Raw genomic sequence first — 17,076 nt, forward strand, 5'->3', positions numbered from 1 at the left:
AGAACAAAACCCGGTTACGGGTACAAACCTCGCATTTCGCGCGCCTGCAGCACACGGGTGCACGCCACGATAAAGGCGGCGGTGCGCAGGGTGACTTTCTTTTCTTCAGCCAACTGCCAGACTGCGGTGAAGGCTTCGCGCATGATGCGCGTCAGACGCAGATTGATCTCATCTTCGGTCCAGAAGAAACTGGAGAAATCTTGCACCCATTCGAAATAGCTGACGGTCACGCCGCCGGCATTGGCGATCACATCGGGCACGATGAGCACGCCCTTGTCGGTCAGAATATCGTCGGCCGCCGGTGTGGTCGGGCCATTGGCGCCTTCCAGAATGATCTTGGCCTTGATGCTGTGCGCATTCGCCACGGTGATCTGCTGTTCGAGTGCAGCAGGCACCAGAATATCGCAGTCGACGCTCCAGAATTGCGCGCGGTCGGTGATCTCATCGGCGCCGGCAAAACCCTTCACGCTGCCGTTTTGCGCCACGTATGTCTGCAGTGCGACGACATCCAGACCACCGGCGTTGAAGACGGTAGTGATGTGATCCTGCACGGCCACCACTTTGGCGCCGGCGTCGGCGAACAGACGCGCAGCAATGCCGCCGACATTACCAAAACCCTGCACCGCGACGCGCGCATCCTTGATGTCCAGATTGCGTTTTGCAGCGGCTTCACAGCCCACGACAAACACCCCGCGACCGGTTGCTTCATGACGGCCGAGACTGCCGCCCAGCGAAATTGGTTTACCCGTCACCACGCCCGAAGCCGTGCTGCCCTGATTCATGGAATAGGTATCCATCATCCAGGCCATGATCTGCGAATCGGTGTTGACGTCCGGCGCCGGAATATCCTTGTTGGGGCCGATGATGATGCCGATTTCACTGGTGTAGCGACGTGTCATGCGCTGCAATTCACCGCGTGACAAAGTCTTGGGATCGACACGGATACCGCCCTTGGCGCCGCCGTAAGGCACGTTCACCGCAGCGTTCTTGACCGTCATCCAGGCCGACAGGGCCATCACTTCCGACAGCGTCACATCCTGGTGGAAACGCACGCCGCCCTTGCCCGGGCCGCGCGACGTATTGTGCTGCACGCGATAGCCCTCGAAGTGGGCGATGGTGCCGTCGTCGCGTTCGATGGGAACATCGACCACCAGCATGCGCTTGGGACGCTTCAGGGTTTCCACCCAGCGCGCCAGCGAGCCCAGATAGGGCGTCACGCGGTCGATTTGTTCAAGATAGTCGCCCCACGGACCGATGCCGTGCGGGACAAGATAGGAAGGGACTTCGTGCTTAGGTACGTTCGACATGATGCAATCGCTCCTTGAGATATTCGTGCTGACCAAGTTGCTGCAAACTACCGGTACTTTCAGACTGCATGGTACTACTTACCGAGACTTACTCCTGTAAGCCCCTGCCAGCGCCGCCACCGGGATCTCATGCTTTACCGCTGTCTCTGACGATGTCGCCCGCGCAGAGGCGCGTAGGCGGCATCGAAAACACGCCAGGGCGCGCTCGAAAAACAGCTAGAAATCAGAGAAATTATTCTTGCCTCAATCAGCGACGCCCATCGTAGTCAACGTCATGCACCTTTGCTAATGCTTTGTTCGCATGCAACTATGCAAATCGTGCATAACCATCCCAAAGCCACGATTGTAAAGCGATTGCAGGGATCAGCCCTGGCCAAAATGCGAGTGTTGGCACAGTAAGCGGAGCTGCTCAGGCCCCCTTGCCGGCTTTTGCCGCAGCGGCCTTGGCCGCCTGCGTGGCGCCTTTGAGGCGCGCGGTGCGAGCTGCATCCATTTCCACCAGATACTCCCACAGGCGCGCTACCAGCGCCTTGCCGACGCGCTGCGCGGTCGGCCTTTCACGATACAAACGAATCTCCATTTCCACCTCCCAGTCGCCGGCCGGGCCGTCGGCGCGCGCCAGTTGACGATTGCGGGTTTCGCGGATAACTGAAGATTCCGGCAAAAAAGCCACGCCGTGGCCTTCCAGCGCCATCATCTTGAGGCTTTCCGACATGTCGGTTTCATAGTGTTTTTCCAGATGCAGCGGGCGTTTGACGTCCGACATCATCAACTCCACCATGCGCCCCAGATAGGCATTGCTGGTGTACGACAGAAACGGCAAGGGATTCTTGGAACTGCCTGGAAACACGTAGTCAGGCTTGCCGTTGCGGTCGCAGCGCGCATAGGGGCGCAGGGTTTCCTTGCCCATGGTGAGCATGTCGTAGCGGCTGGAGTCGAGCTGCACCGGCTGGCGCGGATGGTGATAGCACAGCAGCAGATCGCAGCCGCCTTCAACGATGGTCATTACCGCATCGTGCACATTGAGCGCGATCAGACGCGTATTGATGGCGCCGAAGCCCGATTCCAGCGAACTCAGCCACTTCGGCATATAAGTCAGCGAGAGCGTGTGCGGCACCGCAAAATCGATGGTGGTCTGCGCCGTCGGCCGCTTGCCGCGCAGCAGTGCGCGGGTATTGTTGATCTGGCCCAGCATTTCTACCGCTTGCTCGTAGAACACTTCGCCGGCAGCGGTCAGCCGCGTGGGATAAGAGGTACGGTCGATCAGGTCGATCGCCAGCCAGGCTTCGAGCGACTGAATCCGTCGCGAAAACGCTGGTTGCGTGACATGCCGCAATTCAGCCGAACGGCTGAAACTGCGCGTTTCCGCCAACGAAATGAAATCTTCCAGCCATTTGCTTTCCATCCACCGCTCTCTTTGTTGTTATCTGCCTGATCTTCTGTGTCCCTGCTGGCAAGCGGCAATTAAGGTACGTCAACGCCGGCTGCAACGCCCGCTATCCTAACTCTGCGGCGCGGGCGAAGCCAGCGTAAGAAGTCATCCAGAGTGAAACGAGTGCTAGGGAATCAATTGCAGGGAAGCCGGATCGGCCACCTGCTCGGTCGCCACCTCATCCTCATCGCGCGCCTGCTGCCGCATCCACATCTGGGTGTACAAGCCATCGGCCGCCAGCAGTTGCATGTGCGTACCGCGCTCGATGATGCGGCCCTGATCCATTACCAGAATCTGATCGGCATCGACCACCGTCGACAGCCGATGCGCAATCACCAGGCTGGTCCGCTCGCGTGCGATTTCCTGCAATTGCTGCTGGATCGCCTGCTCGGCGCGCGAATCCAGCGCCGATGTCGCCTCGTCGAAAATCAGGATCGCCGGGTCTTTCAGCAAAGTGCGCGCGATGGCAACACGCTGCTTTTCACCGCCTGAAAGTTTGAGGCCGCGTTCGCCGACAGCCGTCGCGTAGCCATCCGGCAGAGATTCGATGAAATCGTGAATGTAGGCAGCCTTGGCCGCCGCGACGATCTGCTCCTTGCTGCTGCCCGGTTTGCCGTAAGCGATGTTGTACTCGATGCTGTCATTGAACAGCACGGTGTCCTGCGGCACGATACCGATCGCCTGCCGCAGCGAGGCTTGCGTGACTTGCCGCAGGTCCTGGCCGTCGATGCTGATGCCGCCATGGTCGACATCGTAGAAGCGATACAGCAGTCGCGACAGCGTCGATTTACCGGAGCCGCTGTGCCCGACCACCGCCGTGGTGGTGCCGGCGGCGATATCGAAATCGACGTCGAACAGAATCTGCCGCTTGGGTTCGTAGCTGAAATCCACATGCGAAAACTTCAATGCCGCGCCGCCAATTTTCAAGGGCTGGGCGCCGGCGCTATCGGCCACTTCGCGATTCTGCTCCATCAGCGAAAACAGGCGCTCCATATCGGCCAGACTCTGCTTGATTTCGCGATACAGCACGCCGAGAAAATTGAGCGGGATGTAGAGCTGAATCATGAAGGCATTGACCAGCACCATGTCGCCCAGCGTCATGCTGCCGTCGATCACGCCGGCCGTGGCGCGCCACAGAATCAGCGTCACCGCCACCGCGATGATGGCCGACTGCCCGGTGTTGAGCAGCGACAGCGAGCTCTGCGACTTCACCGCCGCCTGCTCGTAGCGCTGCAAGCCTTCGTCGTAGCGCTGCGCTTCGAAGTCTTCATTGCCGAAGTATTTGACGGTCTCGTAATTCAGCAATGAATCGATGGCCTTGGTGTTGGCGCGCGAATCCAGATCGTTCATGGTGCGCCGGAAATGCGTGCGCCACTCGGTCACCACGATCGTGAACACCACATACAGCAGCAGCGCCCCGCCGGTGATGATGGTGAACCAGATGTCGTAATGCAGCGCCAGATACACCAGCACCAGCAGGATCTCGATGAAGGTCGGCAAGATGCTGAACAGGGTGTACGACACCAGCGTGGATACACCGCGCGTGCCGCGTTCGATATCGCGCGTCATGCCGCCGGTCTGGCGATTCAGATGAAAGCGCAGCGACAGCGCATGCAGATGGCGGAACACCTTGAGCGCGATGGTGCGCACCGCGCGCTGGGTGACGCGCACGAACACGAATTCGCGCAGTTCGGTGAAAGCGGTATTGGCCAGCCGCAGCGCGCCGTAAGCTACCAGCAAACCCAGCGGCAGCACCAGCAGCGCCTGCGGATGGCCGGCGCTGATGGTCATTTCATCCACCAGTTTCTTGAGCAGCATGGGCACGCCGATGTTGGCCACCTTGGCGCCGATCAGAAACCCCAGCGCCAGCATCACGCGCCATTTGTAGGTCCACAGATAAGGCAGCAGGGTCAGTACGGTCGCCCAGTCGCCCTTGACCGGCTGAGTTTGGCCGGACTGCGGCACTTGGGAATTGCTTGGATATCGACGCATCGGAACGGGACAGTAAAAATCGAAACGGTAAAAAAACGGCAATCGTGAAATCCGGAATGCAGGGCTGGCAGAACATGAACCGCTGCGACGGCTCTGCAAAACGCCACAGTATGAGCGTTTCCGGCATGAGCGGTGCGGCGTGGCGCAAGCCGGTCTTCAGAATCCGGCGCGGCAAACGCAAGCAAGGCAACATCCGATAAACTAGCTGCTTGCACTGCAGCGTCGGCGCAGACGTTTTCCGGGAAAATGTTGCCGGACTTGCAAGCCTGCAGAACAGTGCAGGGCGACCGGCAAATCCGTTTCAGCCACCGGAGACGGCAATCGCCTGAACGGCGCTGCCGGCCGTCAAGCGAACACTGCCTCACGCGCAGCCCCGAATTATAAGAGTCCGCAGGACTTCATGCTTTCAACAGGGAGAAGTAATGCCGCAATCCAACAATGCCCAACTGCCTCCGGGCAAGTTCCCGCAACTGCGGGTGATGCCGATGCCGGCCGACGCCAATATTCACGGCGACGTGTTCGGCGGCTGGATCATGGCCCAGGTCGACATCGCCGGTTCGCTGCCGGCCACGCGCCGCGCCAACGGCCGTGTCGCCACCATCGCCGTCAATTCGTTTCTGTTCAAGCATCCGGTGTTCGTCGGCGATCTGCTGTCCTTCTACGCCGACATCGTCAAGGTCGGCAATACCTCGATCACCGTCAACGTCGAGGTCTATGCCGAGCGCAACCGGCTGCAGACCGAGATCGTCAAAGTCACCGAAGCCACGCTGACCTACGTCGCCACCGACGACAGCCGCAAACCGCGCGCGCTGCCGCCGCTGGCACCGGAAGATCAGGTCGAGGCACTGAGCAATCTGCAGGAACTGGGCGGCGGCTGGCACGCCGTCTGATTGACTGCAGACGCGCCTTCATTTTCGCCTTCACCTTCGAATAACTACATCAACCGAGACTCCATGACCGCTTCAAACCGCCCTGACGTATTGATCGTTGCCCGCCTGCCGCAGCATCTCAATGATCTGCTGCACAAGAATTTCACCTGCCACAGTCTGCCGGACGGACTGACCGAACAGCAACTGACTGAGCTGGCGCCGAAGATTCGCGCCATCTCCGCCAACGGCGAATCCAAGGTGCCGCGCGACTTCATCGCACGCTTCCCGGCGCTGGAAGTGATCTCGGTGTTCGGCGTCGGCTACGACGGTGTGGATGTGGCCGCTGCACGCGAGCGCGGCATACATGTCACGCATACGCCGGACGTGCTGACCGACGACGTCGCCGATTTCGCCATGACCCTTCTGTTCGCCACCGCGCGCAATGTGGTGCGCGCAGATCGCTTCGCGCGCAGCGGCGAATGGAAAAGCGGCCCCTTCCCGTTCACCACCAAGGTCAGCGGCTCGAAAATCGGCATCGTCGGTCTCGGCCGTATCGGTAAGGCAATTGCGCAGCGCGCCGCCGGTTTCGACATGGACATTTCGTATCACAACCGCTCGCCGCGCAGCGACGTTTCCTATCGCTATGTGGCGGATCTGAAGACGCTGGCGACGGAAGTCGACTTCCTGGTGCTGGCCACGCCCGGCGGCGCCAACACCAAGGCGCTGATCGGCGAAGAAGTGCTGGAAGCGCTGGGACCAAAGAGCTTTCTGATCAATGTCGCGCGCGGCAGCGTGGTCGATGAAGCAGCGCTGATTTCAGCGCTGCAGCAAGGCAAGATCGCCGGCGCCGGCCTCGACGTGTTCGAGCATGAACCCCATATTCCGGCAGAACTGGCCGCGCTGGACAACGTGGTGCTGACGCCGCACATGGCCAGCGGCACGCTGATCACACGCACCGCGATGGCGGACCTGGCCTTCAACAATCTGCAAGCGCATTTCAGCGGCAAGCCGGTGCTGACGCCGGTGCCGCAATAAGTGCTGAGCCCTGAGACCGTCATGCAAAATTCAGCCCGCCTGATCGCGCTCGACTGGGGTACCTCTTCGCTGCGCGCCTACCTGCTCGGCGAAGCCGGCGCGGTACTCGACAAGCGCCAGCTGCCCTGGGGCATCATGAATCTGCCGGAAATCGCAGCTGGCGATCGCTCCTACGGTTTTGAACAAGCCTTCAAGGAAGCCTGCGGCGACTGGCTGGCAGCAGCCGGCTCCACGCCGCTGCCCGTCATCGCCGCCGGCATGGTCGGCAGCGCGCAAGGCTGGCGTGAGGCGGCCTATCTGGAAGTGCCTTTGCCGGTTGCCGGCATCGGCCAGGGTCTGGCCACCATCGCCACCAGAAGCGGGGCCACACTGCACATCGTGCCGGGTCTGCTGCAACGCGCCGGCCTGCCGAATGTGATGCGCGGTGAAGAAACGCAGGTGGTCGGCGCGCTGGCCGGCATGAGTGCAAGGGATGCCGACGATGTACTGATCGGTCTGCCCGGCACCCACAGCAAATGGGTGCGCGTGCAGCAAAACCGCATCGCCCATTTCGATACCTTCATGACCGGCGAAGTGTATGCCGCGCTGTCGGCACACACCATACTGGGCCGCACCATGCAGCGCGGCGCCCCGTTCAATGCAGAGTCTTTTGCGCGCGGCGCCGGTGTCGCGCTCAGCAGCGCGGGCATCAATGGGCCGCTGTCGACCATCTTCAGCAGCCGCACGCTGGGCCTGACCGGCGAGCTGGACGGTGCGGCGCAAGCCGACTATCTGTCCGGCCTGCTGATCGGCCACGAGATTGCCGCACTGCGCGCCAGCCGCGCGCAACAGGGCCTGGCGCCGAATCCGCGCATCGTGCTGATCGGCGATGAAAGTCTGTGCGCACGCTATCGTCAGGCGCTGGAATTGCAGGGACTGGACAATGCCGTGATCGCGGCCCAAGCCACCGAACGCGGCCTGTGGAAGATTGCGCAGCAGGCGGGTCTGCTGACCTGACCGCCCTGCCCCCGAAAGAAATTGAATTGGAAACCCCATGTTGAAAGAAGCCCTGAAACAATGCGGACTGATCGCGATCCTGCGCGGCGTGCGTCCCGACGAAGTGGAGGCCATCGGCAAGGCGCTGTATGACGCCGGATTTCGTATCATCGAAGTGCCGCTGAACTCCCCTGAACCGTTGCAGAGCATCCGTCTCCTGCGCAGCGCCCTGCCCGCCAACTGCATGATAGGCGCCGGCACCGTCATGACGCCGGCGCAGGTGCAGCAGGTGAAGGATGCCGGCGGCGAACTGATCGTGATGCCGCACAGCGATCCTGAACTGATCCGCGCCGCCACCGCAGCCGGTCTGGCCAGCGCACCCGGCGTCGCCACCGTGACGGAAGCCTTCGCGGCACTGGCGGCGGGCGCCGACATCCTGAAGATGTTCCCGGCCGAGCAATTGGGTCCGGTGGTGGTCAAAGCCTGGCGCGCGGTGGTGCCCGCCAGCGTGATGCTGGTGCCGGTCGGCGGCATCACGCCGGACAGCATCGCGGCGTTTGCCAAGGCAGGCGCCTCGGCGTTTGGTCTCGGCTCGGCCTTGTACAAACCCGGCATGAGCGCCGAACAGGTGGGTGCGAATGCGCGTGCGTTTGTGGCGGCGCTGAATGCGGTGAATCCGGGCTGAAGAGCTGCTACGCGGAGCAATAGCCCGCCCTCCCCCGCTGCAACGAAAAAGGAGCCTTGCGGCTCCTTTTTTTACTGTTCGCTGTATGCAGCGCGATGGAGCAAGAGCCTCATCGCATGCCAAGCCAGCGGCCTCAGGCGGCTTTCTTTTCAGCCGCTTCCGGCTTCTTTTCATCACGCAATTCGCGACGCAGAATCTTGCCGACATTGGTCTTCGGCAATTCATCGCGGAACTCGATCTGCTTCGGCTTCTTGTAGCCGGTGAACTGCTCCTTGCAATACGCCATCAGTTGCTCGGCAGTCAGCGACTTGTCCTTGCGCACCACGAACAGCTTGACCGCTTCGCCGGTGTGCTCGTCCGGAATGCCGACACAGGCGCACTCCAGCACGCCGGGATGCTGCGCCACCACGCCTTCGATTTCGTTCGGATAGACGTTGAAGCCCGACACCAGAATCATGTCCTTCTTGCGATCGACGATCTTGGTGTAGCCACGTTCGTCCATCACGCCGATGTCGCCGGTCTTGAAGAAACCGTCGGCAGTCATGACCTTGGCGGTTTCATCCGGACGCTGCCAGTAGCCGGCCATCACCTGCGGTCCGCGAATGGCGATTTCACCCGGCTGGCCCAGCGCCACCGGCTTGCCGTCATCGTCGAGGATGGCGATGTCGGTGGACGGCAGCGGCAGACCGATGGTGCCGGTGAATTCAGGTGCAGTGCAAGAATTGGCGCTGGCGATGGGCGAGGTCTCCGAGAGGCCATAGCCTTCGATGATAGGGCAACCGGTCAGCTTCTTCCACTTCTCGGCCACCGCCTTCTGGACGGCCATGCCGCCGCCCACGCAGCAGCGGTAGCCGGAGAAATCCAGCTTGGCGAATTCGGCATTGTTGAGCAGCGCGTTGTACAGCGTATTGACTGCGGGGAAAGTATTGACCTTGTACTTTGCCAGCTCCTTGATAAAACCGGGGATGTCGCGCGGATTCGGAATCAGCAGGTTGAGCGCCCCCTTGCGAGTGCCCAGCATGTTGCACACCGTCAGCGCGAAGATGTGATACAGCGGCAGCGCACAGACGAACACCAACTGATCGATCTTCGGCCCCTCGTTCAGACCGGCCGCCAGCCATTCTTCGGCCTGCAACACATTGGCGACCAGATTGCGATGCGTCAGCACCGCGCCCTTGGCGACGCCGGTGGTGCCGCCGGTGTATTGCAGGAAGGCGACGTCATCATGGCCGAGTTGCACGCGCTTGAGGCTTTTGTTCGCGCCCTGCTGCAACGCCTGACGGAAGCTCACCGAGCCCGGCAGCGAAAACGCCGGCACCAGTTTCTTCACGTGGCGCACCACCAGATTGACGATGGCGCCCTTGAGCGTGCCCAGCATCTCACCCATGCTGGCCACCACGACGTGCTTGACCCTGGTCTGGGCGATCACCTTCTGCAGCGTGCAGGCGAAATTCTCCAGCACGAAGATGGCTTCCGCGCCGGAATCCTTCAACTGATGTTCCAGCTCGCGCGGCGTGTAGAGCGGATTGACGTTGACCACCGTAAAGCCGGCGCGCAGGATCGCGGCAATCGCAATCGGGTACTGCAGCACATTCGGCATCATGATCGCCACGCGCGCGCCCTTCTGCAGGCCGATGCCTTGCAGATAGGCGCCCAGTGTCGCGGACTGGCGATCCAGTTCGGCGTAAGTCATGTATTTGCCCATGCAGACATAGGCCTTGCGGTCGGCATATTTGGCGAAGGCTTCGTCGATCATCTCTACCAGCGAACCATAGCGGTTCGGATCGATGTCGGCGGGAACGCCTGCGGGATAAGAAGCAAGCCAGAATTTATCCATGTTGTTTACCTTTGTCTCCGGTCAGAACTAGCGCTGGGCTGAGCGTTGATCTTATGTCATTGCTTTGGCACGCACAGAAAAAAGCACGAGTGTTTTTTTATTTAGTACGGATGCTATCCAGCATTCGAAACTTGGGCAAGCGTTTTGCGGTAATTTTTGCGTAAAAATGCCGCAAACGATTGAACAACATTGCCGGCGGGACATGATACCGCGCGCGCCGCGTTCGCGGCGCTGCAGTGCCGCAATCGGGATTTCTGGTAACTGCTGCGGCCAATCTCAAACTCAGATCGCCGGCGCCCGTTCGGACTTGCGATCCTTCTTGGTCTTCGGCCCGGCGCCATTGTCGGGCAGCGGATCGCCGAGTTCGATGTGACGCGCCGCCTTGTCCTCATTGGCCAGGCGCTGCACCTGCCGGTAGAAATCGGCAAAGTCCCTGCTGCGATCGAACAGCGCCTTGAACGCCGGCACCAGATCGTGATACGCGCCGATCAGCGCCAGATGGGCATTCGACAGCGGCATCGCAAACCAGCGGTCATAACCGGCATAACCGCCCCAGCGCTGTTGCTTCGTCTGTTCGTATTCGCTGCGCAGTTCGGCAAAGATCCTTTGCTTGCCTTGCAGCTTGTCGGCGTCGCTGGCATCACTGTCGTAATTCGCTTCCAGCTTGTCGCGGCAGCGATCCAGCAGCGCCAGAAAGTCTTTCTTGCGCGCCGTGTATTCGCGATAAGCCTGCGTCATCTTTTCATTGTGCTGCGCCGCCAGCCAGCGATCCACCCCGATTTCCTCGACCGCCGTGGCGAAGCCTTCGTTGAACGGCGTATCGTCGCGCGCATAAACGGTCTGATGCGCCAGTTCATGGAAAATCAGGCGCGCCAGTTCGCCGTCGGGATAGTTGATAAAGGTGGAGATCACCGGATCGTTGAACCAGCCCAGCGTCGAATAGGCCGGCACGCCCAGCACCTGCACGTCGTAGCCTTGCTTGCGCATCTGCTCGCCGTACTCCTGCGCGTCCTGCTGGCTGTAGTAGCCGCGATAGTCGACGCAACCGGCAATCGGGAAACACCATTGACGCGCCTTGAGCGACAGCTCGGGCGCCGCCACCACATTCCACAGCACGAAGGGCCGCGACAACTGGGCGTAGGTTTTGTAGCTGCCGTTATCGGGCAGACCCAGTTCGCTGACGGCGAAGCGGCGTATCTGGCGCACTGTTTCCAGCTTGGCCTTGATGGCCGGCCTGGCCTCGGGATCGGCCAGCCAGTCGTCGATGGGCCGGGCCTGCGCCAGCAGCGAAAACTGGCCGTGCGCGGCCTGCGCGTAATACGCCACGGAAGTGCAGCCGGACAGCAATGCGGCCAGCGGCAGCATCAGCGACAAAGCCGCCAGCCTGAGCTGCCGGCGGCCGCGCTGCAGAAAGCGGGAGGCATTGTCTGCAGCGCTGACTTGAATCGAATCGATCATGCTTGTGCTCCGTCGCGACGCCATCGCCAGGGGTTGAAAATGATGGCAGCCTCTGTATGAGCGCCGGCAGCGCGCCTTGGTTCAACCGGCGACCGGCGCCACATCTGCCGTTAGCGCGAGCTTCTCGACTTCCACCAGCACGTCATAGAAAGTCGGCGCGTTGCCCATGTCGGTCAGGCGCTGGCTGGTGACTTCATTGGCGTTCTTGCCGTCGGCGGCAAACTTCTTCCACCAGATCGACAAACCCACCACCAGGCCGGTGCGCGCCTTGCTGGTCACGCGGACTTTGGCTTGCATGCTGCCGCGGTCATTGAAGATGCGCACCATGTCGCCGCTGGCGATGTTGCGCGTGGCGGCGTCGTCCGGATGCATGTCCAGATGCGGTTCGCCTTCCGTGTCGCGCAGGCTCTGCACGTTGACGAAAGAAGAGTTGAGGAAGTTGCGCGCCGGCGGCGAAATCATCGCCAGCGGATAGCGGCTCGCCAGTTGCGGATCGCTGAGCACCGATTCATACGGGCGCGTATAGGAGGGCAGCGGATCGAGCCCGGCCTTGAGCATGGCCTCGGAATAAAATTCGCACTTGCCGGAGGGTGTTTCAAAGCCGCCTTCGGCCAGCGGCGCGACCGGCATCTGCAGGCGCTGCCAGCCCTTGGCCTTGGCCTCTTCCCAGTCGTAATGCGCGCTGCGCGGATGATCGCGGCGGAAAGCCTGCGCCGCGATCTGGTCATCGCTTTCGCCGAAACAGTCTTCGCCGAAGCCCATGCGCGCCGCCAGCAGACGGAAGATTTCCGTATTCGGCTTGGCCTCGCCCATGGGCGTGATGGCGGCGTTGTTGGCCATCATGTAGACGTGGCCGTAGGACGGATGCACATCGACGTGCTCCAGCTGCGTGGTGGCCGGCAGCAGAATGTCGGCGTAGTCGGCGCTATCGGTCTGGAAATGCTCCAGCACCACCGTGAACAGATCTTCGCGCTGGAAGCCTTTGACCACCTTGGCCGACTCCGGCGCCACCGCGACCGGATTGGCGTTGTACACGATCATGGCCTCGATCTTCGGCCCGAACCCGGCCGACGCCGGGCGCAACAGATCGTCGCCGATGGTGCTCATGTTGATCACGCGCGCAGCTGCACCATGGCGCTTCTGCAATTCCGGATGCTGCAAGGCCGCCATGTTCTTGGGGAAGGAATCCGACACCGAAATCTGCATGCCGCCTGCAGCATGGCGCCAGGCGCCGACCAGCGCCGGCAGGCAAGCGATATTGCGCACGGCCATGCCGCCGCTGCGCGAGCGTTGCAGACCGTAATTGGCGCGGATCATGACCGGCTCGCCGGCCAGCGCCGCCGTGCCGTAATCGCGCGCCAGTTGCACCACCTCTTCGGCGCTGATGCCGCATTCCTGCGCCACGCGCTCGGGCGTCCAGGCTTGCACCGCTTCGCGCAATTGCGCAAAACCCAGTGTGTATTTTTCGATGTAATCGTGATCCAGCAGGTTCTCGTTGATCAGTACATGCATCAGGCCCAGCGCCAGCGCGGCATCGGTGCCGGGCAGCAAGGCGATGTGCTGATTGCTCTTTTCCGCCGTCAGCGAACGATAGGGGTCGATCACGATCAAGCGCGCGCCATTCCGTTTGGCCGCCTGCACGCGCGTCCACAGATGCAGATTGGAGGCAATCGGATTGCCGCCCCAGATCACGATCAGTTTGGCATTTTGCACCTGCTCCAGATCGGTGCCGATGCGCGCGCCCACAGTATAGCGATAACCGACCGAACCGGCCGAGGAACAGATGGTGCGCTCCAGCTGCGAGGCGCCGATGCGATTGAAGAAACGCATCGACATCGACTCGCCCTGCACCAGCCCCATGGTGCCGGCAAAGCTGTACGGCAGAATCGCCTGCGGGTCGCGCAGCGCAATGGCGGCCAGCCGCTCGGCGATGGTATTGATGGCTTCATCCCAGCTGATGCGCTCGAACTTGCCTTCGCCCTTCTTGCCGACGCGACGCATCGGATACAGCAGCCGGTCCTTGTGATAGGTCCGCTCCGGATAGCGGGCAACCTTGGTACACAGCACGCCCGAGGTCGGCGGATGATCCGGGTCGCCGCGCACTTCGGTGGCGACGCCGTCCTTGACGGTCACCAGCAGGGCGCAGGTATCGGGGCAATCGTGGGGGCAGGCGGCGCGGACAACGGTAGTTGACATGAATGAAATCTTGAACGGAAATAAAGGCTGGCTGGCGGAAACATCAGACCGCGACGCGGGCTTGCGCCCGAGCCCGACTGAACGTGCCAGGCCGCTCGCAGCAAAGACACTACTTTATCTTAAAATGGCGTCTCCGAAATCGTCGCACGGCCTCAGCTCAGGCGCGCAACACGATTCATGCAATGCGTCGCGACTGTCTCGCTCAATTGCTTGCCTCAAAACCACTTTTCGAACCTCGCCCGCCATGCGCCAAGCCGCCATCCGCGACTCAAGCCTCCCAACAAGCCAAGCGGCGGACGGCATCGTTCATTTCTGGCGCGATCCGGCCCTGCCGTTTTTCGAGGGCCGGCGTGCCACCGGCAGCCTCAGCTGCTATGCGCCGCATACCCATCCGACCTTCTCGATCGGTATCGTCGATGCCGGCCACAGCGTGTTTTCGTTTGGCAAGGGACAGTCCCAGCAAACCATCTCGTTGCAGCCGGGCGACGTGGTGCTGGTCGACGCGGGCGAGGTGCATAGCTGCAATCCGCAGGAACTGCAGAGCTGGAGCTACCGGATGTTTCATCTCGAGCAGGCATGGATGCAGGGGCTTGCCGCAGAATTTTCCGGCGCGGATCAGTCGAAGCCGGTGCGCCTGCGCTCCCAGGTGCTGCGGCTACCGGCTGCGGCTGATGTGCTGGACCGCCTGACTGCGACGCTGGACGCCGACTGCGAGCCCTTGCAAAAGGAAAGCGAAATCATCGCCTGCCTGCATCGCTTGGTGGAAATCTGCCTGACACATGCTGCGCCGGCAAGACGCCAAGCAGAGCAAGCTGAGCATCAGGCCGACAGCGCCAACGCACCGCCCGCCGCAAAGATAGGCGGCCTGCTGCGTGCGCGTGAACATCTGCAGCACCATTGCTGCGAACGCGTGACGATTGATACGCTGGCGCAACTGGCCGGCCTCGGCCCGTATCAGTTGATTCGCCAGTTCAGCCGCCATTTCGGCCTGACGCCGCACGCGCTGCAACTGGACTGGCGCATTCATCGCGCCCGCACACTGCTGCAGCAAGGCTTGCCGCCGGCCGAGGTGGCGCATTGCACCGGCTTCGCCGATCAGAGCCATTTTCATCGCGCCTTCAAGTCACGCGTGGCGGCCACACCGGCGCAATATCGCACCGCGGCCTGAGTTTTCGCACGATGCTCCGGCGCTACCAGGGCAGCAACATCCAGGCGCCCGCTGCGGCAGCGCCCAATAGCAAGATGCCGGCGCTGCGCTCGACCGCCGGCAGATAACGCGCCATCCAGCGCACCACGCGCGCATGCGAGACCGCCAGCACCAAGGCGGCATCCCACAGCAGCACCGCGCCGAACATCCACACCCCGTAAAGCGACTTGAGCAAAGGGCCGGTATCGGCGCCGACCATCAGCGTGAACAGGCCGAAATAAAAGATGCCGTTTTTCGGATTCAATCCGCCGGACAGAAAACCTGCAGCGAAGCCGGGCATGAAACCCTGGGCGGGCTCGACGCTGCGACCGTTCGCTCGCGCAACCCGATCGCCACACAATTCCGGCAACGGCGTACGCGCCGATTGCAGAAAGCACCAGCCGATGTACGCCAGATACAGGCAAGCCAGCCACTTGAGCACGTTCAACAGCAGCCCGCCCTGCTGGACCAGACTGAAACCGGCAATGGCGGCGAGAATATAGGCGCCATTGGCGCTGGCGATGCCGGCGCTGACGCCGATGCCGTTCCAGCGACCATACCGCAGCGCATTGCGCACCAGCAGCAGGAAATCCGGGCCGGGGCTGAGCAAGGCCAGAAAATGGGCGCCGGCCAGCAGCAGAAATTCGTTCGCGTGCATCCCATCGAACAATGACATCGCCTCACCTCAGATCAGAAAGGCGCTCATGCTAGGCGCTGCTGCGCGGGCTGTATTGAAGAAAATTGCGGATCCGCCACCTCACGGCAGCAAGGCGCGATGCAGGCTTCGGCGGTAAGATAGGGCTTTTCTTCAGCCGCTTCGGTTTGATATGCCCCCGCATACAACCGCATCACAGCCAGATTACATGCCATGAACCTGATCGAACCTATCGTGCAATTCCATTCGGAACTGCAAAAAATCCGCCGCGACATTCACGCCCATCCCGAACTGAGCTACGAAGAACAGCGCACCTCCGACGTGGTCGCGCAGAAACTGACTGAATGGGGTATTCCGGTAGTGCGCGGGCTCGGCGTCACCGGCGTGGTCGGCATCATCAAGAATGGCAGCAGCCCGCGCGCCATCGGCTTGCGCGCCGACATGGATGCGCTGCCGATGCCTGAGCTCAACACCTTCCCGCACGCCTCCAGGCACGAAGGGAAGATGCATGCCTGCGGCCATGACGGCCACACCACCATGCTGCTCGGCGCGGCGCATTATCTGTCGCAGCACCGCGATTTCGATGGCACGGTGTATGTCATTTTCCAGCCGGCGGAAGAAGGCGGCCGCGGCGCCGAGCGCATGATTCAGGATGGCCTGTTCGAGAAATACCCCATGGACGCGGTGTTCGGCATGCACAACTGGCCGGGCATCCCGACCGGCCGCTTCGGCGTCACGGCGGGCCCGATGATGGCTTCCAGCAACGAGTTCGAGGTCACCGTCAAGGGCAAGGGTTCGCACGCAGCGCAACCGCACAAGGCGATCGATCCGGTCATGACTGCGGTGCAGATTGCGCAGAGCTGGCAGACCATCGTCTCGCGCAATGCCAATCCCAACGACTCGGCGGTGCTCTCGATCACCCAGATTCACGCCGGCAGCGCCACCAACGTGATCCCCGATACCGCGACGCTGATCGGCACCGTGCGCACCTTCAGCGTGCCGGTGCTGGACCTGATCGAACGCCGCATGCAAGAGATCGCGCAACATACTGCGGCCGCTTTCGACGCCAGCGTCGATTTCAGCTTCCAGCGCAATTATCCGCCGCTGATCAATCACGAAAAGGAAACCGCATTCGCGGTCGAAGTGCTGCGGGAGCAGTTCGGCCAGGACGGCGTCGATGCCCATACGGAGCCGACCATGGGCGCAGAAGATTTCGCCTTCATGCTGCTGGCCAAACCCGGCTGCTACGTCTTCCTCGGCAACGGCGAAGGCGGTCATCGCGATCACGGCCATGGCCTGGGGCCCTGCAATCTGCATAATCCCAGCTACGATTTCAATGACGATCTGCTGCCCATCGGCGCCACCTATTGGGTAAGGCTGGCGGAAAAATTCCTGTCTGCCCAGTGATCACAAAGTAATCCATCCAGTCAGCCCGCATGAAAAAACGGC

14 protein-coding genes are annotated in these 17,076 nt (G+C 61.6%); 7 read left to right on the forward strand and 7 right to left on the reverse strand.

Features of this window, described 5'->3' with window-relative positions; translation table 11 throughout:
• Positions 1-14 precede the first annotated feature (14 nt).
• From PQR62_RS22295 to PQR62_RS22305, 3 genes are all read right to left on the reverse strand, one after another.
• A complete protein-coding gene (locus tag PQR62_RS22295) occupies positions 15-1,307 on the reverse strand; it encodes a Glu/Leu/Phe/Val family dehydrogenase (RefSeq protein ID WP_408160240.1) in 1,293 nt (430 codons plus the stop codon).
• Positions 1,308-1,716: 409 nt separating this feature from the next.
• Positions 1,717-2,712, reverse strand: coding sequence for a LysR family transcriptional regulator (locus PQR62_RS22300; RefSeq protein ID WP_408160241.1), 996 nt, complete (start codon positions 2,710-2,712; stop codon positions 1,717-1,719).
• 153 nt (positions 2,713-2,865) lie between these two features.
• Positions 2,866-4,731 (reverse strand): ABCB family ABC transporter ATP-binding protein/permease, encoded by a 1,866-nt coding sequence (locus tag PQR62_RS22305; RefSeq protein ID WP_408160242.1) that lies wholly within the window; start codon positions 4,729-4,731, stop codon positions 2,866-2,868.
• Between PQR62_RS22305 and PQR62_RS22310 the strand changes: the two genes are divergently transcribed.
• From PQR62_RS22310 to PQR62_RS22330, 5 genes are all read left to right on the forward strand, one after another.
• The gene (locus PQR62_RS22310) at positions 4,716-4,931 is read left to right on the forward strand and encodes a hypothetical protein (RefSeq protein WP_408160243.1); all 216 of its coding nucleotides are present in this window, start codon (positions 4,716-4,718) and stop codon (positions 4,929-4,931) included. The two genes, PQR62_RS22305 and PQR62_RS22310, sit on opposite strands and share 16 nt — an antisense overlap.
• A gap of 222 nt (positions 4,932-5,153) precedes the next feature.
• The gene (locus PQR62_RS22315; protein WP_408160244.1) at positions 5,154-5,621 is read left to right on the forward strand and encodes an acyl-CoA thioesterase; all 468 of its coding nucleotides are present in this window, start codon (positions 5,154-5,156) and stop codon (positions 5,619-5,621) included.
• A 63-nt stretch (positions 5,622-5,684) separates the two neighbouring features.
• Positions 5,685-6,635, forward strand: a complete 951-nt coding sequence (locus PQR62_RS22320; RefSeq protein ID WP_408160245.1) for a 2-hydroxyacid dehydrogenase — start codon at positions 5,685-5,687, stop codon at positions 6,633-6,635.
• Between the two features lie 21 nt (positions 6,636-6,656).
• Positions 6,657-7,631: a 2-dehydro-3-deoxygalactonokinase gene (locus PQR62_RS22325; RefSeq protein ID WP_408160246.1), complete on the forward strand. Its 975-nt coding sequence runs from the start codon at positions 6,657-6,659 to the stop codon at positions 7,629-7,631.
• A gap of 37 nt (positions 7,632-7,668) precedes the next feature.
• Positions 7,669-8,295, forward strand: a complete 627-nt coding sequence (locus tag PQR62_RS22330; protein ID WP_408160247.1) for a 2-dehydro-3-deoxy-6-phosphogalactonate aldolase — start codon at positions 7,669-7,671, stop codon at positions 8,293-8,295.
• A gap of 133 nt (positions 8,296-8,428) precedes the next feature.
• On the opposite strand, the gene PQR62_RS22335 is transcribed toward PQR62_RS22330, so the two are convergent.
• The 3 genes from PQR62_RS22335 to PQR62_RS22345 all read right to left on the reverse strand — a co-directional run bounded on the left by PQR62_RS22335 (position 8,429) and on the right by PQR62_RS22345 (position 13,786).
• The gene (locus PQR62_RS22335) at positions 8,429-10,132 is read right to left on the reverse strand and encodes a long-chain fatty acid--CoA ligase (protein ID WP_408160248.1); all 1,704 of its coding nucleotides are present in this window, start codon (positions 10,130-10,132) and stop codon (positions 8,429-8,431) included.
• Positions 10,133-10,414: 282 nt separating this feature from the next.
• Positions 10,415-11,590, reverse strand: a complete 1,176-nt coding sequence (locus tag PQR62_RS22340; protein WP_408160249.1) for an aminopeptidase — start codon at positions 11,588-11,590, stop codon at positions 10,415-10,417.
• A gap of 81 nt (positions 11,591-11,671) precedes the next feature.
• Positions 11,672-13,786: a molybdopterin-containing oxidoreductase family protein gene (locus tag PQR62_RS22345; RefSeq protein WP_408160250.1), complete on the reverse strand. Its 2,115-nt coding sequence runs from the start codon at positions 13,784-13,786 to the stop codon at positions 11,672-11,674.
• Here PQR62_RS22345 and PQR62_RS22350 point away from each other — a divergent pair.
• Positions 13,713-14,954 carry an AraC family transcriptional regulator gene (locus tag PQR62_RS22350; protein ID WP_408160251.1) on the forward strand — a complete coding sequence of 414 codons (1,242 nt, stop codon included), beginning with the start codon at positions 13,713-13,715 and terminating at the stop codon, positions 14,952-14,954. The two genes, PQR62_RS22345 and PQR62_RS22350, sit on opposite strands and share 74 nt — an antisense overlap.
• Before the next feature lie 22 nt (positions 14,955-14,976).
• On the opposite strand, the gene PQR62_RS22355 is transcribed toward PQR62_RS22350, so the two are convergent.
• Positions 14,977-15,648, reverse strand: coding sequence for a LysE family translocator (locus PQR62_RS22355; RefSeq protein ID WP_408160252.1), 672 nt, complete (start codon positions 15,646-15,648; stop codon positions 14,977-14,979).
• A gap of 192 nt (positions 15,649-15,840) precedes the next feature.
• Between PQR62_RS22355 and PQR62_RS22360 the strand changes: the two genes are divergently transcribed.
• A complete protein-coding gene (locus tag PQR62_RS22360) occupies positions 15,841-17,034 on the forward strand; it encodes a M20 aminoacylase family protein (RefSeq protein WP_408160253.1) in 1,194 nt (397 codons plus the stop codon).
• The last annotated feature ends 42 nt before the right edge of the window (positions 17,035-17,076 follow it).

The sequence above is a fragment of the Herbaspirillum lusitanum genome (assembly GCF_046025995.1).
GTDB classification, from domain to species: Bacteria; Pseudomonadota; Gammaproteobacteria; order Burkholderiales; family Burkholderiaceae_D; genus Herbaspirillum; species Herbaspirillum lusitanum_A.